The sequence below is a fragment of the Pseudomonas sp. BIGb0278 genome, from assembly GCF_024809895.1.
In the GTDB taxonomy this organism is placed as follows: domain Bacteria; phylum Pseudomonadota; class Gammaproteobacteria; order Pseudomonadales; family Pseudomonadaceae; genus Aquipseudomonas; species Aquipseudomonas shirazensis.
The window spans coordinates 758,135-775,785 of record NZ_JANUEL010000001.1 but is presented as its reverse complement, the minus strand read 5'-3'; the positions used below and the strand labels follow the sequence as shown (position 1 = coordinate 775,785).

26 protein-coding genes are annotated in these 17,651 nt (G+C 61.8%); 18 read left to right on the top strand and 8 right to left on the bottom strand.

Translation table 11 applies throughout. The features are described 5' to 3' along the window. Positions 1-2: 2 nt before the first annotated feature. Positions 3-653: a hypothetical protein gene (locus M2396_RS03480; protein ID WP_259073155.1), complete on the bottom strand. Its 651-nt coding sequence runs from the start codon at positions 651-653 to the stop codon at positions 3-5. A gap of 97 nt (positions 654-750) precedes the next feature. Between M2396_RS03480 and M2396_RS24160 the strand changes: the two genes are divergently transcribed. The 8 genes from M2396_RS24160 to pbpG all read left to right on the top strand — a co-directional run bounded on the left by M2396_RS24160 (position 751) and on the right by pbpG (position 5,034). Beyond that, entirely contained in the window at positions 751-1,107 is a 357-nt protein-coding gene (locus M2396_RS24160) for a hypothetical protein (RefSeq protein ID WP_310504228.1), read from the top strand. Next, positions 1,104-1,427 carry a hypothetical protein gene (locus M2396_RS03475; RefSeq protein WP_259073154.1) on the top strand — a complete coding sequence of 108 codons (324 nt, stop codon included), beginning with the start codon at positions 1,104-1,106 and terminating at the stop codon, positions 1,425-1,427. Before M2396_RS24160 ends, M2396_RS03475 begins: the two co-directional genes overlap by 4 nt. Positions 1,428-1,521: 94 nt before the next feature. Next, on the top strand, positions 1,522-1,857 hold the full coding sequence (locus M2396_RS03470; protein ID WP_101320258.1) for a hypothetical protein: 336 nt from the start codon (positions 1,522-1,524) through the stop codon (positions 1,855-1,857). Between the two features lie 43 nt (positions 1,858-1,900). Continuing rightward, positions 1,901-2,185, top strand: a complete 285-nt coding sequence (locus M2396_RS03465; protein ID WP_259073152.1) for a hypothetical protein — start codon at positions 1,901-1,903, stop codon at positions 2,183-2,185. Positions 2,186-2,242: 57 nt separating this feature from the next. Then, positions 2,243-2,566: a hypothetical protein gene (locus tag M2396_RS03460; protein WP_259073151.1), complete on the top strand. Its 324-nt coding sequence runs from the start codon at positions 2,243-2,245 to the stop codon at positions 2,564-2,566. A 39-nt stretch (positions 2,567-2,605) separates the two neighbouring features. Beyond that, entirely contained in the window at positions 2,606-2,950 is a 345-nt protein-coding gene (locus M2396_RS03455; RefSeq protein WP_224785494.1) for a hypothetical protein, read from the top strand. After that, positions 2,860-3,984 carry a site-specific integrase gene (locus tag M2396_RS03450; protein ID WP_259073149.1) on the top strand — a complete coding sequence of 375 codons (1,125 nt, stop codon included), beginning with the start codon at positions 2,860-2,862 and terminating at the stop codon, positions 3,982-3,984. Before M2396_RS03455 ends, M2396_RS03450 begins: the two co-directional genes overlap by 91 nt. 129 nt (positions 3,985-4,113) lie before the next feature. Further along, positions 4,114-5,034, top strand: coding sequence for a D-alanyl-D-alanine endopeptidase (pbpG, locus tag M2396_RS03445; RefSeq protein ID WP_259073147.1), 921 nt, complete (start codon positions 4,114-4,116; stop codon positions 5,032-5,034). Positions 5,035-5,079: 45 nt separating this feature from the next. Here the strand turns inward: pbpG and M2396_RS03440 are convergent, their stop codons facing one another. Continuing rightward, positions 5,080-5,511 (bottom strand): hypothetical protein, encoded by a 432-nt coding sequence (locus tag M2396_RS03440; protein WP_150568948.1) that lies wholly within the window; start codon positions 5,509-5,511, stop codon positions 5,080-5,082. Between the two features lie 192 nt (positions 5,512-5,703). Here M2396_RS03440 and M2396_RS03435 point away from each other — a divergent pair, with 192 nt between their 5' ends. From M2396_RS03435 to M2396_RS03395, 9 genes are all read left to right on the top strand, one after another. Further along, positions 5,704-7,032: a lysine N(6)-hydroxylase/L-ornithine N(5)-oxygenase family protein gene (locus M2396_RS03435; protein WP_101320271.1), complete on the top strand. Its 1,329-nt coding sequence runs from the start codon at positions 5,704-5,706 to the stop codon at positions 7,030-7,032. A 129-nt stretch (positions 7,033-7,161) separates the two neighbouring features. Next, the gene (locus M2396_RS03430) at positions 7,162-8,361 is read left to right on the top strand and encodes a PepSY domain-containing protein (protein ID WP_259073146.1); all 1,200 of its coding nucleotides are present in this window, start codon (positions 7,162-7,164) and stop codon (positions 8,359-8,361) included. Then, on the top strand, positions 8,358-8,897 hold the full coding sequence (locus tag M2396_RS03425; protein ID WP_101320276.1) for a thiamine pyrophosphate-binding protein: 540 nt from the start codon (positions 8,358-8,360) through the stop codon (positions 8,895-8,897). Before M2396_RS03430 ends, M2396_RS03425 begins: the two co-directional genes overlap by 4 nt. After that, complete coding sequence (locus tag M2396_RS03420; RefSeq protein ID WP_101320278.1) at positions 8,894-9,214, top strand: hypothetical protein; 321 nt, start codon at positions 8,894-8,896, stop codon at positions 9,212-9,214. Before M2396_RS03425 ends, M2396_RS03420 begins: the two co-directional genes overlap by 4 nt. Next, positions 9,211-9,780, top strand: coding sequence for a DUF6162 family protein (locus M2396_RS03415; protein WP_259073145.1), 570 nt, complete (start codon positions 9,211-9,213; stop codon positions 9,778-9,780). The genes M2396_RS03420 and M2396_RS03415 overlap by 4 nt, the downstream gene beginning before the upstream one ends. Positions 9,781-9,796: 16 nt before the next feature. Further along, positions 9,797-10,714 (top strand): metal ABC transporter substrate-binding protein, encoded by a 918-nt coding sequence (locus M2396_RS03410; protein WP_101320284.1) that lies wholly within the window; start codon positions 9,797-9,799, stop codon positions 10,712-10,714. Beyond that, positions 10,711-11,460: a metal ABC transporter ATP-binding protein gene (locus M2396_RS03405; RefSeq protein ID WP_259073144.1), complete on the top strand. Its 750-nt coding sequence runs from the start codon at positions 10,711-10,713 to the stop codon at positions 11,458-11,460. Before M2396_RS03410 ends, M2396_RS03405 begins: the two co-directional genes overlap by 4 nt. Next, on the top strand, positions 11,457-12,356 hold the full coding sequence (locus M2396_RS03400) for a metal ABC transporter permease (RefSeq protein ID WP_101320288.1): 900 nt from the start codon (positions 11,457-11,459) through the stop codon (positions 12,354-12,356). Before M2396_RS03405 ends, M2396_RS03400 begins: the two co-directional genes overlap by 4 nt. Next, a complete protein-coding gene (locus M2396_RS03395) occupies positions 12,353-13,240 on the top strand; it encodes a metal ABC transporter substrate-binding protein (protein ID WP_259073143.1) in 888 nt (295 codons plus the stop codon). Before M2396_RS03400 ends, M2396_RS03395 begins: the two co-directional genes overlap by 4 nt. A 44-nt stretch (positions 13,241-13,284) precedes the next feature. Here M2396_RS03395 and M2396_RS03390 read toward each other — a convergent pair whose 3' ends face one another. From M2396_RS03390 to M2396_RS03375, 4 genes are read right to left on the bottom strand one after another with little or no spacing between them, the layout of a single operon-like run. Beyond that, positions 13,285-14,340, bottom strand: coding sequence for a DUF1615 domain-containing protein (locus M2396_RS03390; RefSeq protein ID WP_310504216.1), 1,056 nt, complete (start codon positions 14,338-14,340; stop codon positions 13,285-13,287). Between the two features lie 23 nt (positions 14,341-14,363). Next, positions 14,364-14,915, bottom strand: coding sequence for an isochorismatase family protein (locus tag M2396_RS03385; RefSeq protein ID WP_259073141.1), 552 nt, complete (start codon positions 14,913-14,915; stop codon positions 14,364-14,366). A 56-nt stretch (positions 14,916-14,971) separates the two neighbouring features. After that, complete coding sequence (locus M2396_RS03380) at positions 14,972-15,691, bottom strand: thioesterase II family protein (protein ID WP_259073140.1); 720 nt, start codon at positions 15,689-15,691, stop codon at positions 14,972-14,974. Positions 15,692-15,701: 10 nt separating this feature from the next. Beyond that, a complete protein-coding gene (locus M2396_RS03375; protein ID WP_101320296.1) occupies positions 15,702-15,923 on the bottom strand; it encodes an MbtH family protein in 222 nt (73 codons plus the stop codon). A gap of 191 nt (positions 15,924-16,114) precedes the next feature. On the opposite strand from M2396_RS03375, the gene M2396_RS03370 reads away from it, so the two are divergent. Further along, positions 16,115-16,732 (top strand): LysE family transporter, encoded by a 618-nt coding sequence (locus M2396_RS03370; protein WP_103437747.1) that lies wholly within the window; start codon positions 16,115-16,117, stop codon positions 16,730-16,732. Between the two features lies 1 nt (position 16,733). Here the strand turns inward: M2396_RS03370 and M2396_RS03365 are convergent, their stop codons facing one another. After that, the gene (locus tag M2396_RS03365; protein WP_101320300.1) at positions 16,734-17,135 is read right to left on the bottom strand and encodes a hypothetical protein; all 402 of its coding nucleotides are present in this window, start codon (positions 17,133-17,135) and stop codon (positions 16,734-16,736) included. A 98-nt stretch (positions 17,136-17,233) separates the two neighbouring features. Then, positions 17,234-17,611 carry a response regulator gene (locus tag M2396_RS03360; RefSeq protein ID WP_101320302.1) on the bottom strand — a complete coding sequence of 126 codons (378 nt, stop codon included), beginning with the start codon at positions 17,609-17,611 and terminating at the stop codon, positions 17,234-17,236. Positions 17,612-17,651 lie beyond the last annotated feature (40 nt).

The following is a 17,651-nucleotide window of genomic DNA, read 5'->3' as shown; positions in this document are numbered from 1 at the left end:
TGCTACTTGGCGATTTTGCCTTTGAGGTGCAGCTCCAGCTGTTGTAACGAGAGAGCAAAATCTTTAGTGAAACTTGAAGCCGGCTCTTTGTCATCGTTAAACGCCACGTGCGACGCACCATATAAATTATCGTAGAAATTAATACCTTCTTGAGAAACCTCAGGATTTGACACAAACAAAACCCTCCTAAAGTCTCGATGCAGTTGATTGTGCAAGCTCAAAAGCTTTTCAAGCGGCTCTCTTAACGAATCGTTCCATGGAGCTTCACAAGGCACTGCTGCAGCCTCTAGCTTACTTCTGGCTGCAGAAACCCTATCATCTCTCGCTGTTAATTCCTTAGAAAATCCATTGTAGTTCTGCAACCTGTCATCCGCAGATAAAAAAAGTCCTCCGAAGTTTAAAAAGTCTGGTCCAAACATTGGCTCCCGAGCCGCAGCTACTGAATCTCTAAACTTATACAATTCCACTAGAACCCCCATGGCAAGGGCATGATCGGAATTCCCCCTGAGCTGCTGTCGCCATGCAGACAATCCTTTCCGCCCAAACCAAATTGCGGCCACGACACCGACAACGGAAACAAGTGTACTGACTATGCCAAAGACATCTTTAGTAAGCGCCCAATCCACCTCATTTATAGTGAAACAGATATCCATACTCATCCCTCGTGATTCGGCTGCGCGGGATATTATAGGTTTGCTAGAGCCTGCGCGACCGCGGTCATCTTCGGATTACAAAAAGCGCGCTGAAGCCATTACCCGCCTCGCCCTCTGCTTCCTGCTGCTGGCCACCCTGGCGGGCTGTCGTGAGGCTACACCGCCAGCAACCTCGTCCGTCATCAGCGGATTCAAAGTAGAGAAGCTATTCGCCGTTGATGGCTGCGCCGTCTACCGCTTTCTAGATGGCGGATGGACTCGCTACTTTACCAACTGCTCAGGGTCAGCCTCCTGGTCCCAAGACTGCGGTAAAGGCTGCCCGTCGGCGCAAGAGATATCGGGCGGCAACCACCAGGCCTGCAACGAGCGCCAGCTCTCCCCGCACGAAAAAGATTCAGGACCTACACCCGCACTGGCGCCTGGGCGCTGGATTGATGAGAGGTATGAGCTGTGAGTAAGAAAAAGACCAATTTCACCATCGTCTCCAGCGACGAGCTGGCCGAGCTGCGGCGCGACCGGGACCGACTCAGCGCACTGGAGTCGTGCTGCTGGGATGTCAGCTTCGAAAGCCATTCAAATGGCATGGACGGCGATTACAGCATCGGTATCGAGATCATCGGCCACTACATGGGCAGGCCAAACCGGCGCGTGCTCGGTGAGAACTACAACGAGAACTTGCGCGCGGCCATAGACCAAGCGCTGACGGCAGAGGCGTACCCGCCGGCGCGGCCTGAGTACGACATCTACGGCAACCCCGAGCGTAGGCGAGCATGACCGACCTGATCGAAGCGAAGACCTGCACCTGCCCATCCGGCGACGGCTCACTGCGCTGGCCGTGCCCGGTTCATCCGCCGAAGGAGGTGATGCCGTGACCGAGCAAAGCACCAAAGAATTCTACTCTGTAGATCAAGCCTCTCAGCATGCCGCAGACTGGTGCAAACGCAATCCCGCATGGCGCCGGATCTGTGATATCCCAGATATCTCCGTGTTCGAAAAAACCTACGATGAAATCCCAAAGCGCGAGCGCGCCTACTGGGAAAAGAACGGCGGCGAAGAGTGCTGGCGTGAGTTCGGCGCCGGAGGAACCAAGGTGCCTACCGGATTTATCTCTGGAAAGGGCGATTTCTTCGACCACGTCCTCAAAGTTCCGCGCCATCACAACATGATGATGGTGTATCGCGTAGGCAAGAGGTGGAAGCCATGATCGCCCTCGCCTACATGGCCTACCTGATCTACAGGGGGCCGCGATGAGCTGCTACACGCTGTACGACGAAAACCGCAATCCATGCGGGCATATCTGCGGCGACCTAGGGCCGCACTGCGCTGAATGCGGCGATGTCTCGGCGTACCTATGCGACTACCCGGTTGGTGATGGAAAAACCTGCGATCGCACCCTGTGCCGATACTGCTCGACCGAAGTTGCCCCTGACGTTCATTACTGCGCTGCCCACCATACCGAGTGGAAAGCCTTCCGCGACGCCGGCGGCGTGAAGCGCGAGCTCGAAAACGTCGTTCCGTTCAAGGGCGCCTAACCCCTGTCCCTTACAACTCAAGCCCGCCGACATGCGCGGGCATGGAGAGCTATTGCCATGACGAAAGAAGAACTGGCCACTCTGCCGGAGAAGATCCGGATCGCTACCGAGGCCGGCAAGACGGCTGCCAACGAATGCCAAGACGACGGCGGCAGCGCTAACTTGGACCGTGTTGTGATCCCACTGCGCGGGCTGTGTGCCAGCCTGATCAAAGGCTTGCCTGGAGATGTTTACCCAGCCAGCACGTATCACCCGCGCGGGCTGCACCTCTCGGCGCCGTTTGCAGGTATCGGCAACCGGCGTTACGCGGGCGTGCAGGCTATGTGCCGTTCGCTCAAGGACCAGGGCGTCGACTGCTACGTCTATTACCAGCTGGACTGACCACCAACCTGCCGCCACCGGCGGCGTGGAGACCATCCCATGGAAAACGAACAAAGAGAGCCGATTGCCTGGGCGTCGGACAAGGTGCCCGAAGACCGCATGGCGGAGCTGGTAGGCACCACCAAGCGGGCGCTGGAAGGCAAGCGATGCCGCGGCGTCATCCCCGAAGGGGTCTGGAAAAAGGTCGACGGCAGGATTTTCTACAGCATCAGGAGATATGAAGCGTGGCTGGAAGGAGAATGGGGTTACCCACTGGAGTCGAGTTCATCGGCAACGCCATCCGCATCCGTTTTATGGTCAACGGCGAACGGCGATCAGAAACGCTCGCATATCCCCAAACTGCCAAGGGGATCAAAGCGGCAGCCGATCTACGCGCTCAAGTAGTCAGCCTGGCCAAGCATGGCGTGCTGGACGAGAAGCGCTATGCCGAGCTGTTCCCGTGTTCAAGCTACAACGCGACAGTCAGCGAGATTTCATTCGGGAAGTACGCGCAAAGCTGGCTCAACAGCCTGGAGGTCGTGCACGACACGCGGGTGAATTACAAAGGGATTATGAACAACTATTGGATGCCGCATCTGGCGAGACTGCCTATCAAGGCAGTTACGCCGATGGTGCTGAGGGAGGTGGTCGCGAGGACCGAGTGGAAGAGTTCGACCGTCAAGCGCGCCGCGATCGCCCGGGTCAAGGCAATGTTCCGAGCGGCGGTTTACGACGAAGTGGTGGACAGGAACCCAGCTGCCGCGATCCAGCTGCCGCAGAAGACGCGCAAGCAAGTGGACCCGTTCACAGTCGAAGAGGCGGACACGCTCATCGAGTGGATGTACGCCAACTTCTCCAGGTGCAATCAGGTCTTCGCCGCTTTCTACGAGTTTGCGTTCTACACCGGGATGCGCACGGGCGAGATCATGGCCCTGAGGTGGGACGAGGTCGACATGGATAAAAGGACTGCGCACGTCTGCCGGATCGTGGTCGAGAACCAGGTGATGGAGCGGACCAAGACCAAATACACCCGCACGGTGATGCTCAACAGCAGGGCACTGGCCGCGCTCACGAAGGCAAGGAAGATCGCCGATGACAGGGAGACGCAGACGCGGCGCGTGTCCACGGTTTCGCCATACGTCTTCCAGCCGTCCGGTCGATCTCCGTTCATGAAAGGGCCTGACACGCCTGGAGTTCACTTCAATGAAGCGATCGCTGGGCGGCAGGTAAGGCCTCGGCCGCAGTACAATTGCAGGCACACCTACGCCACCATGTGCCTCATGTCGGGCATGAACCCGGCCTTTATTGCAGGGCAGCTCGGGCACTCTGTTCAGGTGCTGCTGACCACCTATGCGAAGTGGTTGAATTCGGCCAATGATTGGTCGGAACTGGCGAAGCTGGAAATGTGCGTAATTGGTACAGAATTGGTACAGGATTAAAATTCTTTCACCTTGCGCCCTTTAGTCATAAGGCATTCGACACGCTTTCGGCCATACTCCACAATGCAGCGGTTTTTTGGGGAAAACCCTGCAAAGCCAACGACATACCTCCTTTTAGTGAGCCTCAACGTGAAAACTTCTCTGTCCATCCTCAGCCTGCTGCTGTTGCTCACTGGAACTTCGACCCTCGCAACTAGCGCTGCCGCTGCGCCGCCGCCGAGCCAGACTCAGCGCGATCCGGCCAAACTGCACCTGGCCTCGGGCAGCGCGCTGCTGATCGACCTCAACAGCAACAAGGAGCTGTACGCAAGCCATGCCGACCGGGTGGTGCCGATTGCCTCGGTGACCAAACTGATGACGGCCATGGTAGTGCTTGACGCGAAACTGCCTATGGACGAGCAGTTGACCATGACCATCGCCAACAACCCGGAAATGAAGGGTGTGTACTCGCGGGTCCGCCTGGGCAGCCAGCTTGATCGCCGCGAGACCTTGCTGATCACTTTGATGTCGTCGGAAAACCGCGCAGCCAACAGCCTCGCCAACCACTACCCAGGCGGCTATGGTGCCTTTATCAAGGCCATGAACGCCAAGGCGCGCAGCCTCGGCATGAGCCATACCCGCTATGTCGAGCCTACAGGCCTGTCGACGCTGAACGTGTCGACCGCACGCGACCTTGGCAAGCTGCTGTTGGCATCGCGCAAGTACCCGTTGTTGAGCGACTTGTCGACCACTCGCGAAAAGACCGTGGCGTTTCGCAAGCCTAACTACACGCTGGGCTTTCGCAACACCGACCATCTGGTCAACAAGAGCAACTGGGACATCAAGCTGACCAAGACCGGCTTTACCAATGAAGCAGGGCACTGCCTGGTGCTGCTGACCCGGATGGACAACCGCCCCGTGGCGATGGTGATTCTGGATGCCTTCGGCAAGTACACCCACTTCGCCGACGCCAGCCGCATGCGCCAGTGGCTGGAAACCGGTGCGGCCAAACCTGCACCGGCCGTGGCCATGCAGTACAAAGCGGAGCGACGCAAGGTCGTTGCCGACTGAGCCTGACGCTCCAGGGCGACGCCAGGCCAACCGCCGGGCGTCGTCTCAGGCCTGGGTATTGACCGTACCGCCGGCGCTGCTGTCACCGGTCTTGGTCAGGGCTTCGAGCAACTGCGCGGTCGCCGCCATGACCTGGCCAGTCAGCGTGCTGACGCTGGCTTGCTTGGCGGTAATCAAAGCGATCATGGCACCATCATCTGTGTCTTTAGCCATCATCTCGGCCAATTGCTTCTGCTCTTCGGCGAGCTGCTTTTGCAGTTGCTTGATCAGTTCGCGCAGTTGCTTGATGTGCGGCGGCTCGCTGCTGTCCGAGCCGCTATCTGCTTGTGCCGCCTTGGCGCCGCCAGCGACTTTTGAAAGGTCGACAGGCATGGCGCCGCCCTTCTCGACCTGCTCGACGTCATCACGCTGATTGGTTTTGCCGGCGACTTGCGCCGAAGCAGCGCCAGCGATCGAGATGCCTGTAACTGTAACCATGTTCCGTACCTGCCCTGAAGTGGTCCTTGCGTTGACCAGGTTATCGGCCGCGCGCAGCAGATCTTGAAGTGAGCAGCACCTGCGCTGCAGGCTGGCTAAATTCCCTCAAAGCTGGCTCGTTCCAAAATGTGTAGAAGGCGCAGGGGCCAAACTCCGGCGCGCCTGTTCATTCGAACTTCAGGGAACGCAGCCATGAGCCAGACCCCAGAAACAGTCAAAGATTTGATCGGCGTGGGTTTCGGCCCTTCCAACCTGGCCTTGGCCATCGCCCTCGAAGAACTCGCCCAGAGCCAGGGCCATGCCCTGGACGCCCTGTTCATCGACAAGCAGCAAGACTACCGCTGGCACGGCGATACGCTGGCCACTCAGAGCGAGTTGCAGATCTCCTTCCTCAAGGACCTGGTGTCGCTGCGCACCCCTACCAGCCCGTACAGCTTCGTCAATTACCTGCACCAGAAGCAGCGCCTGGCCGACTTCATCAACCTCGGCACCTTTTACCCGTGCCGGTTGGAGTACAACGACTACCTGCGCTGGGCCGCCGAGCATTTTGCCGACCAGGCCGTGTACGGCGAAGAAGTACTGCGTATAGAACCGGAACTGCACGCTGGCCGGGTCGAGCACCTGCGGCTGGTCTCACGCGACGGTCAGGGCCGTGAGTACAGCCGGCGCACGCGTTCGGTAGTAATTGGTAGCGGCGGCACGCCGAAAATCCCGGAGAAATTCGCCGGGTTCAAGGACGACAAGCGCGTCTTCCACCACTCCCGCTACATCAGCGGCCTGGCCAAACTACCCTGCGCCGAGGGCAAGCCGATGCGTATCGCGGTGATCGGTTCCGGGCAAAGCGCGGCCGAGGCCTTTATCGACCTCAACGACAGCTACCCGTCGGTCAAGGTCGACATGATCCTGCGTGCCACTGCGCTCAAGCCTGCCGATGACAGTCCTTTCGTCAACGAGATCTTTGCCCCCGACTACACCGACCTCGTCTACAACGAGCCTGCCGAACTGCGCAGCAAGCTGATCGGCGAGTACCACAACACCAACTATTCTGTGGTCGACCTCGACCTGATCGACCGCATCTACGGCATCCTCTACCGGCAGAAGGTCTCCCACCAGTATCGCCACAACGTACTGTGCCGGCGCAACGTGGATGCGGTCGTAGCCACTGCCGATGGCATCGAACTGACCCTGCGCGACCTCGCCACCGGCCAGCAACAGACTCACCGCTATGACGCGGTGATCCTCGCCACCGGCTACGAACGCCGCTCGCACCGAGAACTGCTGGCGCCGCTGCAGGGCTACCTGGACGACTTCAGTGCCGATCGCAACTATCGAGTCCTGGCCAGCCCGGACATGCACGCCTCGGTGTACCTGCAAGGCTTCTGCGAAACCACTCATGGCCTGAGCGATACGTTGCTGTCGGTGCTGCCCGCCCGTGCCGCGGAAATCGGCCAGGCGCTCTATCAGGACCTCGCCCAGCGCTGCGCCCGCCCGGCGGTAATGGCCGCCGCGAGCAACGCCTGAGGGTACAGGACGCCTTCTGAAATATCTGGTTGCATTTAAAAAGGCAGGATTTTCATTCTCATTCGTCTTTATTAATGCAGCCTTACACGGTTGAGCATGCGCTCGACCCTTATTTTCAGAAGATGACCGATGGCCCAATCTACGAAAAAGTCCAAGTCCAAGCTGTGGTTCCTCGTCCACAGCTGGCTCGCCCTGCCGATCTGGTTCTTTGTCCTGATCGTCTGCTTCACCGGCATGCTGGCCGTAGTCAGCCAGGAGATCGTCTGGCTGGCCAACTCCGACGTGCGCGCGAGCAAACCCAGCGACGGCGCCGAGCGGCTGAGCTTTCAGCAGATCATCGACGCCCTGCACAAGGCCGAGCCAGACATGGCCGTGCGCATGCTGGTGCAGCCTGAGGGTTCGCACTTTGCCCTCGCCGCCAGCGTCACCAACCCGGATGGCACCACGCCAACCCTGTACGTCAACCCGTACACCGGGGTGATCCAGGGCAAGGCGCCGGACTTCAACTTCGAAGCCTTCACCCGTGCCCTGCACGGCTGGTGGCTGGTGCCGTTCACCAATGGCTACAGCTGGGGCTGGTACCTGGTGTCGCTGCTCGGCCTGCCGATGCTGGCCTCGCTGGTGACCGGCCTGGTGGTGTACAAAAAGTTCTGGCGCGGCTTTTTCAAGCCGGTGCGCAGCGGCCACGGCTCGCGGATCTTCTGGGGTGACGTACACCGGCTGGCGGGGGTCTGGTCGATCTGGTTCATCACGGTCATTTCGATTACCGGCATCTGGTTCCTGATCCAGGCCATTCTCGGTGACAACCATATAACCATCTCCAGCGAGCCGATCGTGCCGGTGATTGCCCGCGAAGACGTGCCGCTGACTGCCGACGGCAGCCCGGCACCGCGGATCGACCTGGATGCAGCGGCGCGCATCGCCACCGAGGCCATTCCCGGCCTTGAGATCACCTTCATCAGCCTGCCCAGCACGGCCTACAGCCATGTCGAAATGGGTGGCCGCGGCTGGTACCCGCTGATGTTCCAGACCGCATCGGTCAACCCCTACACCAGCAATGTCGACAGCAAGTTCCTGCTCGAAGACCGCTCCGCGCTGGAGTTCGTCACCGAGTCGATGCGTCCACTGCACACCGGCGACTTCGGCGGCCTGGCGATCAAGCTGATCTGGTTCTTCTTCGGCCTGGTATTGACCCTGATGGTACTCAGCGGGCTGTTGATCTGGACCAAGCGCACCGCCCAGGCCACCGCCGCAGCGCTCAAGCGCACCGATCGAGTCGCGCGTGCGCAACTGGCACGCAGTGAAACTTCAGTGGAGGCGCAGCCATGAGCAAGGCGCAAGCAGTACCGGTGAGCCCGCTCAAGCAGTTCTGGCTGAAGTGGCGATTCCACATCAACATCCTGCTGATCCTGATCCCGCTGGGGTTCATGCCCAAGTACTTCGCCGACGCGGCCATGTTCCGCGGCGACAGTGGTTTGGGCGCCAATCAGGTCAGCGACATTCAGGTAGGCCCGTACACGCTCGACCTGGCCGAGCTGCGCGACGAGGCGCCCAGGGCGGATGGCCCGGCGGGTCATTTCAAACTGTTCAACGCAGCCCTGTGCAAAGCCTGCACCACGGAGGTTAAAGCGGTCTACCTGCGTATCGGCAAGCCGCGCAGCCTGCGCGCTGCGGGGACGATTTTCTTCGGGGCACCGTACCGCATGATCACTTCGCTGCCGGTACCGCCGCGCACACGGTCTGACGCACAGGTCTGGATCACTATCGAAGGCTGGGACGGCAGCATGCACCAGGCATCCGTCCCCCTGGCCCAGGCCTCACCGGCAACCGTGGCCTGGCTCGAGAAACAAGGAGGCACCAAATGAAACACCTGACTCGCAGGCTGGCCCTGCCAATTCTGCTGCTCTGCGCGGGCCCTGCCCTAGCGCACAATCCGATGTGCGAGTGCGCACCGGTTGATGCCGAGCAGATCAAATGCACCGGTGGCTTCTCCGATGGCAGCGGCGCACCCGGCGTGACCCTGGACGTGATCGGCTACGACGAGCAGGTGCTGGTCGGCAGCAAGCTGGGAGACGACTCGACGCTGACCTTCAAGCGCCCCGACGGTGAATTCTACGTGCTGTTCGACGCCGGCCCCGGGCACGTCGTTGAAATCGACCATGCCGATATAGGCGAGCCATGAGCCGCGCCCAGGTGATCCGCCCGGCCGGTGCCGGGCACGAGACGCTATATGTACTGCTGACAGCCCTGCTGATCCTGGCGCTGGCCGCCACGGTGGTAACGCTGCGCGGCGAGCGTGAGGATGAAGTCAGCATCGAGAGCCACCAGATCGACGCCCGTCGCGACCTGACAGCGGCCGAACAAGGGGTATTCACAGACCTGTTGGTAGCGTTCGACGAGATCCGCCAGTTGCGCGAAGATACCGGTTCCATGCCTGAAGTGGCCAGCCTCGCCGAGGAAGGCCTGCCGCCGTTTGTCAGCGATGCCAGCAGCGTCAGCCGCGGTGGCCATCAATGGCAGTGGCTGGCTGCCGGCGCCTATCTGGGACGCAGCCAGGACAGCGCGGTCGCCGGCAGCTTCCTGCTGATCGTGCCCGCGCAGGCGGATGAACGGGCCGATGTCTGGCTGCGCCGCGACACCGCAGCCGTGGTCCCGGACGACCTGCAGCCGGTGGCCCTGATCGCCGCTGGCTGGCAGCAAGTGGTCAGCCATTACGACGCCGGGGTTACCCGTCAACACCGTCACTGAATCCAAGGACTCCTCCATGCTTCGCTCCGCCCTCGCCCGCCGCGCCCTCGCCCTGCTCATGGCCTGCGCCCTCCCGGCCCTGGCCCATGCCGAGGCCGGCAAGCCACTGCGCATCGGCATCACCCTGCATCCTTATTACAGCTACGTGAGCAACATCGTCGGCGACAAGGCCGAAGTGGTGCCGTTGATTCCTGCCGGTTTCAACCCGCACGCCTACGAGCCGCGCGCCGAAGACATCAAACGCATTGGCGGCCTGGATGTGATCGTGCTCAACGGCGTCGGCCATGATGACTTCGCCGACCGCATGATCGCCGCCAGCGAAACCCCTGATGTCAAAACCATCGAGGCCAATGCCAACGTGCCGCTGCTGGCCGCGACCGGGATTGCCGCCCGTGGTGCAGGCAAGGTGGTCAACCCGCACACCTTCCTGTCGATCAGCACCACCATCGCCCAAGTCAACAATATCGCCCGCGAGCTGGGCAAGCTCGACCCGGACAACGCCAAGTTCTATACCCAAAACGCCCGTGCCTATGCCAAGCGCCTGCGCAAGCTGCGCGCCGACGCCCTGGCCAAGGTCACCGAAGCGCCCCACGCGGATTTTCGCGTAGCGACCATTCATGCCGCCTACGACTATCTGGTGCGCGACTTCGGCCTGGAGGTCACCGCCGTGGTCGAGCCAGCTCACGGCATCGAGCCAAGCCCAGCGCAGCTGAAAAAGACCATCGACCAGCTAAAGGCGCTCGACGTCAAAGTGATCTTCTCGGAGATGGACTTCCCTTCGGCCTACGTCGAAACCATCCAGCGTGAGTCTGGCGTGCGCATCTACCCGCTGACGCACATCTCCTACGGCGAATACACCAAGGAGAAGTACGAAGTCGAGATGCAGCGCAACCTCGATACCGTGGTCCGAGCGATTCAGGAGAACAACGCATGACTGCGGCGGCCAACCTCAGCGTGGTTATGGGCCCGCGCATCGAGTTCGCCGGCATCGACCTGACTCTCGGGCGGACTTCGATTCTGGAACAGGTCAGTTTCAGCGTGGTCGCCGGCAGCGTGCATGCCATCGTCGGCCCCAACGGCGGCGGCAAGAGCTCGCTGATCAAGACCCTGCTCGGGCAGATGCCGCATCAGGGTCAGCTTACCTTGCACTGGCCGGGCGAGCGCGAAGTGATCGGCTATGTGCCACAAGCGCTGGAGTTCGATCGTGGCCTACCTATGACTGTCGACGACTTCATGGCTGCCATGTGCCAGCGTCGACCGGCCTTTCTCGGCCTGTCGCGCCGGGTCCAACCTGCCATCGATGCAGCACTGGCCCGGGTGGGCATGCTCGACAAGCGCAAGCGGCGCATGGGCGCGCTGTCTGGTGGCGAGCGCCAGCGCGTGCTGCTGGCCCAAGGGCTGATCCCCGAGCCGCAACTGCTGGTGCTTGACGAACCCATGTCGGCCCTCGATGAAGCCGGTATCCAGGTGTTCGAGCAACTGCTGCACAGCTGGCGCCAGAGCGGCACCACTGTGCTGTGGATCGAGCATGACCTGGAAGCGGTGCTGCGCTTGGCCGACCGAGTGACCGGCCTCAGCCGCAAAGTACTGTTCGATGCGCCACCGGCCCAAGCCCTGACCCCCGAGCGGCTGCTTGGTCTGTTCTCCGTCCACCCTCGCAGCGAGAGCCTCGCCCGATGAGCTTTGAAGCCTTCCGCCAACTGATCCAGGAATGGGCCAGCGCTGGCTATCTGCCGGAGGCGCTGGCCTACGGCTTCGTCATCAACGCGCTGATTGCCGGGGTGATGATCGGGCCGGTGCTGGGTGGCCTCGGCACCCTGGTGGTGGTCAAACGCTTCGCCTTCTTCTCCGAAGCGGTCGGCCATGCCGCGCTGACCGGGGTTGCCATCGGCATCCTGCTCGGCGAGCCCTACACCGGGCCGTACGGCAGCCTGTTCGGCTACTGCCTGCTGTTCGGCATCCTGCTCAATTTCCTGCGCAACCGCACCGGGCTGTCGCCGGACACCTTGATCGGGGTGTTCCTGTCGGTGTCGCTGGCACTGGGCGCAAGCCTGCTGCTGATGCTCGCGGGCAAGATCAACGTGCACATCCTCGAAAACGTCTTGTTCGGCTCGGTGCTGACGGTCAGTGCTCAGGACCTGCTGGTGCTGGGCATCGTCGCAGTGCTGGTGCTGGCCCTGGCGTTGCCGCTGTACAACCGGATCATGCTGGCCAGTTTCAACCCGCAGCTGGCGGCGGTCCGCGGTGTAGCGGTGAAGACCCTGGACTATCTGTTCGTCGTGCTGGTGACGTTGGTGACCGTGGCTTCGGTCAAGGTCATCGGCGCGATTCTGGTCGGCGCCCTGCTGGTGATCCCGGCAGCGGCAGCACGCCTGGTCAGCCAGTCGCTGAAAGGCTTTTTCTTCATCTCGGTGCTGATCGCTACGGTGAGCACGCTGTGCGGCATTCTGCTGCCGATCGTCTTCGACCTGCCGGTGCCGTCTGGTGCGGCGATCATTCTGGTGGCCGGCGTCTGCTTCGCCCTTGCCGCCCTCGCCCGCGCTCTGGTACCACGCCTGCAAGGAAACCCGGCATGACTTCTACCCTCAAGCAACTGACTCTGGCCTTGGCCCTGGCGGGCCTGCCCGCGCTGACGCTGGCGGCCAAACCGGCAACGGTTACCGTGCTGACCAGCCTGCCGGTCACCCACAGCCTGGCCACCGCGCTGCTCGAAGGCACGTCGGTACAGCTCAACAGCGCGGCGCCGGCAAACCTGCCAGCGACCCGCCAGCCGTCGTACTTCAGTGGCCGCGGTGGCGCCAGCCTGGACAAGGCCGCGCAGACGGCCGACGCCGCCATTGGCCTGCGTTCGATCTGGCGCGATGACCCGCTCTACCCAATGGCCCGACGCAGCAACATCCGCATCGTCGAGATCGATGCCGCACGCCCGGTAGACGGCGCGCTGCCAGGCATTGCGGTACAGGGAGACAACGCGTTTGCCGGCTATCCATGGCTCAACCCCACCAACATGGGGCGCATGGCCGACGTCGTGGCCAACGATCTCGAGCGTTTGTCGCCGAACGACAAGGCCAGGATCCAGGCCAATCTGGCAGGCCTGAAACGGCAGATGCTGGAACTCAACGCCAGCAGCCAGACGCGCCTGGCCGAGGCCGACAACCTCAGTGTGGTGAACCTGTCCGAGCGCCTCGGTTATCTGGTCAGCGGGCTCAATCTGGATATGGTCGATCAGCCGCTGCCGGCGGATGACAAGTGGGATGCCGCGGCGCTCAAGGCCTTGGCCGACACGCTCAAAGGTCAGGACGTGGCCTTGGTGGTTCACCATCGCCAACCTGCTGCCGAAGTCGCCGAGGTTATCAAGGCGGCCGGAGCAAAACTGGTCATAGTTGAAAGTGATCCACAAGACAGCGTTGCCGGGCTCAAAGCCAGTGTCGAACAGGTCATCGCCGCTCTGCTCGGCTAGACCTGGTTTCAGGGGCTGTCAACAGCCCCTGAAATGCTCATCCATCAGCGCTTCATACAGCGCTGATAACGCTCATCTACTCGACCAGCGAACCACGCCGTGGTCAGCTTGCGGGTGATCTTCGGGCTCTTCAGCTCGATCCCTGGCAACACCGCGCGCGGCAGCGACTTGCCGGCTTTGGCATCTGCCAGAGCAAATACCTCGCGATACAACTCGCTCTCCTCGAACGCAAGGCTGTCGCCCTCCTCCAGCTGGCTGCGTATTTGCGTGTTGCGCAAGCCCAGCTTCGCCCCCAGCTTGCGTGCTGCCTGCTCGGTAGCGCCGGGCATGATCGAGCCCGGTGCAATCAGGTCACCATCGAGCGCCAGGCTGACGCCACTGGCGCGACTCAGCGCCGCCTGAAACGCCGCGTTGCGGCTGGCGTACCAACCGGCATTGAAGTCGCCAAAACGGTACAACTGGCGCGGGTAATGCGCCGGATACCCCAACAGGTGGGCGATGCCGAAGTACATGCCGCCGCGTCGGCTGAACACCTCTTGGCGAATGGTGCCCTGATAGCTGTAGGGGTAATTGCTGGCATGACGCTGGGCAAAGTCGATACTGACCTGCATCGGCCCACCGGTGTGCACCGGGTTAAGCCCGCCGAGCAGCGTCTTGCCCAACGGCAAACGTTCGATGACCTCGTCGTACAGCGCGCTGAGCTGCTTCTCGCTGCGCACCGCCGCCAGCCGCTGCTGATAGGACTTGCCGTTGCCGGAGGGCGTCAGCAACGCAGCGTCCACCAGCAGCTTGGGGATATGCAGCCGGCCGGCCCGGCGGTCGATCTCGGCGCGGGCGATGCGGCCCAGGTTGGGCACCTGCGGGTCGGCGGTAAAGGTCGACTCCTGCTCGGTCACGGCCAATACCGCGCACAGGTTGCTCTTGCTCGGATCAAGTTGCTGAGCTGTAAACGCCGTCTGGATGTCTTCGGCCCAGCCCTGACGGTCGTTGAGTTGGGCGGGCAGCAGCCGCAGCAGTTGCGCGCGAACCTTGGCCGGGTCTGCTTCGGGAGCACTCTCGCGCTGACCGGCACACCCTTGCAGCAGGGCCAGAATCACCACGCCGGCCCCGGCCAGACGCCGGTTCAGGGTTGTTCTCCGACCATGTAGGTTTTGCTGATATGGCGGAACTGCGGATGGGCAGCGCTGCCCATTAGCTCGAACACGACCATCTCGCGGGTGACGATCTGCGCACCGGCGGCACGCATGCGCGCCAGCGCTGCAGCCTTATTCGCCACGGTACGGCTGTCGCAGGCATCCTCGACGACAAAGACCTGCTTGCCCAAACCGAGCAGGCCAAGCACGGTTTGCAGTACGCACACGTGGGTCTCCATGCCGCACACGATCACCTGCTCGCGCTCGAGCAAGCTGGCCGGCAGACACTGCGCGGCCACGCAGGAAAAGTGCTGCTTGCTGACCACCTGCGCGGCCGGAGCCGAAGCCGTGAGCTCGGTCAGGGTTGACCCGAGGCCTTGCGGGTATTGTTCGGAGATTACCGTTGGCAGCTGCAGCTCGGCAGTTGCCGCGAGCAACCAGCGCGCTCGCGCCCGGGTACCGGCCGGGTCGCTCATGGCGCCAATCAGTTTTTCCTGGATATCGACGACCAGCAGCGTGGCCTTGAGCGGATCAATCAACATTGCCCATCCCTTGCAGAGGAAAACTCAAGCCTCTCGCAAGCAAGGGAGGACGTCAATCAGGCAGTCAGGCGCAGCGGCTCGAGGACCTCGCTCAGCACGCTCAGCACGCGGTCTTCGTGCTCATGAATGAAGAAGTGCCCACCCGGGAAGTGCTGCAGAGAAAACTCCCCAAGCGTTTCTCGGCTCCAGGCCTGCAACTGATCGGGGCTGGCGCGATCCGTCTCGCCACCGAGCACCCGCAACGGGCAGCGCAGTAATGGCCGCTGACGATAGGCATAGCGGCCACACAGGAGAAAGTCAGCGCGCAGGATCGGCAAGGTCAGGCTCATCAGCTCCTGATTGTTCAACACCTCCTCAGGCGTACCTTGCAGACTGCGCAGCTCGGCGATCAACTCGACGTCGCTGCGTGGCTCGCGCCAGCGGTTGCCGTCGTAGTCCTCGCGCCGAGTGGGCGCGGCGGTACCGCAGGCAAACAACGCCAACGGCGGCGGGCAACCCAGCGCCTGCAGCTCGTGGGCCAACTCAAACGCCAGCAGTGCGCCAAGGCTATGCCCAAGCAGCGCGTAAGGCGCGTTGGCTGCCAACCGTTGCTCAGCGGCCAGTTGCCTGGCCAGGCCCAGCAGGTCGGTGTGCAACGCCTCGCCCATGCGCGCACCGCGACCTGGCAACTCCACCGGACGCACCTGCAGCCAGGCAGGCAGCTTGCGCCGCCAGCGGCTATAGACCATTGCACTGGCGCCTGAGTAGGGAAGGCACAACAGGTTGACTACGCTCACCGGCAGACGCTCACTGCGCCGCCGCTGCTGCCATCTTCTGGCGCAGGCTCAGCGGTCGCATGTCGGTCCAGACCTCATCGATGTAGGCCAGGCATTCCTGCTTCAGGCCGCTTTTGCCCGCTGCGCGCCAGCCCGCCGGGATCGCTTTGTATTCAGGCCAGATCGAGTACTGCTCCTCATGGTTGAGCACCACCTGAAAAACGATATCGTCACGGTCGAAAACGGAAGTCATTGCCTGTCTCCTTGGAAGTTGCCCGCCCCAGCACGGTCGGCGCGGGGCGATGGTTGCGGCCGTCTCAACGGCACTGACTTCAAGAGAACGTAAAAGCCCCGGGCAAAATTAGTCACCCGTGGTCTTTGCAAGCGCCGCCAATGCTGTCATACATCCAGTTACATCTGCCCAGCACTTCAAGGAGAACAACAATGCTCGGTGTGACCGACTACGGCGCCTTCGTCATCGCCTTTCTGATCCTGCTGGCCATCCCCGGTCCTGGCAACTTCGCGCTGATCACCGCTACCGGCAAGGCGGGCATCAAAGGTGGCCTGGCTGCCACGTGCGGGGTGATTCTCGGCGATCAGGTATTGATGTGGCTGGCGGTGGCTGGGGTTGCCACGCTGCTGGCGGCCTACCCTGCGGCGTTCCATGTGGTGCAGTGGGCCGGCGCGGCCTATCTCGCCTATCTGGGACTGCGCATGCTGCTCAGCAAGGCCGGCGGCGCACCGCGCGTCAGCCGCATGGACAGCGGCCATTACCTGCGCCAGACGATGATGATCACCCTGCTCAACCCCAAGGCGATCATGTTTTACATGGCGTTCTTTCCGCTGTTCATCGACCCGGTTCGGCACCAAGGCATGGTCACTTTCGCCTTCATGGCGGTAACCATCGCCGCGCTGACATTGCTTTACGGGCTGGTGGCCGTGCTGCTGACCCATCACCTGGCCGAACGCATGCGCGCCAGCCCCAAACTGTCGAATGTGCTCGAGCGCCTGGCGGGTGCTTGCCTGATTGGCTTCGGGATCAAACTGGCGGCGATGCGCTGACTCAGGCGTCGCGCAACAGGTCGTGCGCATCGAGCAGGCGGAAAGCAACTTCCGGGTTGCGCTCCAGCCCCCGGCGGATGGCTGCGGGGATGGCCTGGCGGGTCTTGCGGCACAGACCGGGCTGCTCGGCCAGTTCGATGAGGATACCGCGCATGGTGCGCACTTCGTTGAAACTGGGAGCAATGTGCACGCGGATGCCAAGCTGATCATGCATCAGCTGCTGCAAACGGTGCAGATCTTCAAGGCCCTTGAGGTTTTCCAGGCGTTCGAGCAGACGTTTTTCTTCGTGGCGGGTCAGGCGCAGGATACGCTGCGCTGCAGGCGATGCGGCTTGCAAGTCATCGCGCCCGCAGTCGCAGGCACCGGGCGGGCAAGGTTGACGTATCGGCTGGCTGGCTGTCATGTGCCTAGCATAGCCGTTGTCACCGAGCCGCAACCACCGCCGTTGCTGATCCGAGAGCGGGCAAATCGATACCCGTGCTCAGATCAGCCAGCAACCTGTCATTGCAACAGATCCTGGATCTTGTCACGCAGCGTATCCAGGTCGAACGGCTTGGCCAGGATCGGCGCCTTGCGCGCAATCGGGCTGCCGGATTCGAGGATCTCGGCTGGATAGCCGCTGATGAAAATCACCTTCAGATCAGGCCGCAGCTTGACCGCTGGCTCGGCGATCTGTACCCCGGAGATCCCACCCGGCAACCGGTAATCGGTGACGATCAGGTCCAGATGAGGCTTGCGCGCGAGAATCTCGAACGCCTGCTGGCCGTCTTCGGCAACCAGCACGTGGTAGCCCTCACCTGAAAGATAGTCGCGCAAGATCATCCGAATGGCCGGTTCATCCTCGACTACCAGTACAACATCTTGTGCATCTTCGCTCATGACAACGCCTTGGAATTCAGCAAGTTGGCCATCTGACCCC

What these genes read in the sequence shown, in the direction of transcription:
- M2396_RS03465 (WP_259073152.1), top strand. Translation starts at nt 1,901, where the DNA reads ATGAGCTGCTACACGCTGTACGACGAAAACCGCAATCCATGCGGGCAT.
- M2396_RS03410 (WP_101320284.1), top strand. Translation starts at nt 9,797, where the DNA reads ATGCTTCGCTCCGCCCTCGCCCGCCGCGCCCTCGCCCTGCTCATGGCC.
- M2396_RS03415 (WP_259073145.1), top strand. Translation starts at nt 9,211, where the DNA reads ATGAGCCGCGCCCAGGTGATCCGCCCGGCCGGTGCCGGGCACGAGACG.
- M2396_RS03455 (WP_224785494.1), top strand. Translation starts at nt 2,606, where the DNA reads ATGGAAAACGAACAAAGAGAGCCGATTGCCTGGGCGTCGGACAAGGTG.
- M2396_RS03395 (WP_259073143.1), top strand. Translation starts at nt 12,353, where the DNA reads ATGACTTCTACCCTCAAGCAACTGACTCTGGCCTTGGCCCTGGCGGGC.
- M2396_RS03480 (WP_259073155.1), bottom strand. Translation starts at nt 653, where the DNA reads ATGGATATCTGTTTCACTATAAATGAGGTGGATTGGGCGCTTACTAAA.
- M2396_RS03365 (WP_101320300.1), bottom strand. Translation starts at nt 17,135, where the DNA reads ATGACAGCCAGCCAGCCGATACGTCAACCTTGCCCGCCCGGTGCCTGC.
- M2396_RS03405 (WP_259073144.1), top strand. Translation starts at nt 10,711, where the DNA reads ATGACTGCGGCGGCCAACCTCAGCGTGGTTATGGGCCCGCGCATCGAG.
- M2396_RS03400 (WP_101320288.1), top strand. Translation starts at nt 11,457, where the DNA reads ATGAGCTTTGAAGCCTTCCGCCAACTGATCCAGGAATGGGCCAGCGCT.
- M2396_RS03420 (WP_101320278.1), top strand. Translation starts at nt 8,894, where the DNA reads ATGAAACACCTGACTCGCAGGCTGGCCCTGCCAATTCTGCTGCTCTGC.
- M2396_RS03425 (WP_101320276.1), top strand. Translation starts at nt 8,358, where the DNA reads ATGAGCAAGGCGCAAGCAGTACCGGTGAGCCCGCTCAAGCAGTTCTGG.
- M2396_RS03360 (WP_101320302.1), bottom strand. Translation starts at nt 17,611, where the DNA reads ATGAGCGAAGATGCACAAGATGTTGTACTGGTAGTCGAGGATGAACCG.
- M2396_RS03440 (WP_150568948.1), bottom strand. Translation starts at nt 5,511, where the DNA reads ATGGTTACAGTTACAGGCATCTCGATCGCTGGCGCTGCTTCGGCGCAA.
- M2396_RS03460 (WP_259073151.1), top strand. Translation starts at nt 2,243, where the DNA reads ATGACGAAAGAAGAACTGGCCACTCTGCCGGAGAAGATCCGGATCGCT.
- M2396_RS03385 (WP_259073141.1), bottom strand. Translation starts at nt 14,915, where the DNA reads ATGTTGATTGATCCGCTCAAGGCCACGCTGCTGGTCGTCGATATCCAG.
- M2396_RS03450 (WP_259073149.1), top strand. Translation starts at nt 2,860, where the DNA reads ATGGTCAACGGCGAACGGCGATCAGAAACGCTCGCATATCCCCAAACT.
- M2396_RS03435 (WP_101320271.1), top strand. Translation starts at nt 5,704, where the DNA reads ATGAGCCAGACCCCAGAAACAGTCAAAGATTTGATCGGCGTGGGTTTC.
- M2396_RS03375 (WP_101320296.1), bottom strand. Translation starts at nt 15,923, where the DNA reads ATGACTTCCGTTTTCGACCGTGACGATATCGTTTTTCAGGTGGTGCTC.
- M2396_RS03370 (WP_103437747.1), top strand. Translation starts at nt 16,115, where the DNA reads ATGCTCGGTGTGACCGACTACGGCGCCTTCGTCATCGCCTTTCTGATC.
- M2396_RS03430 (WP_259073146.1), top strand. Translation starts at nt 7,162, where the DNA reads ATGGCCCAATCTACGAAAAAGTCCAAGTCCAAGCTGTGGTTCCTCGTC.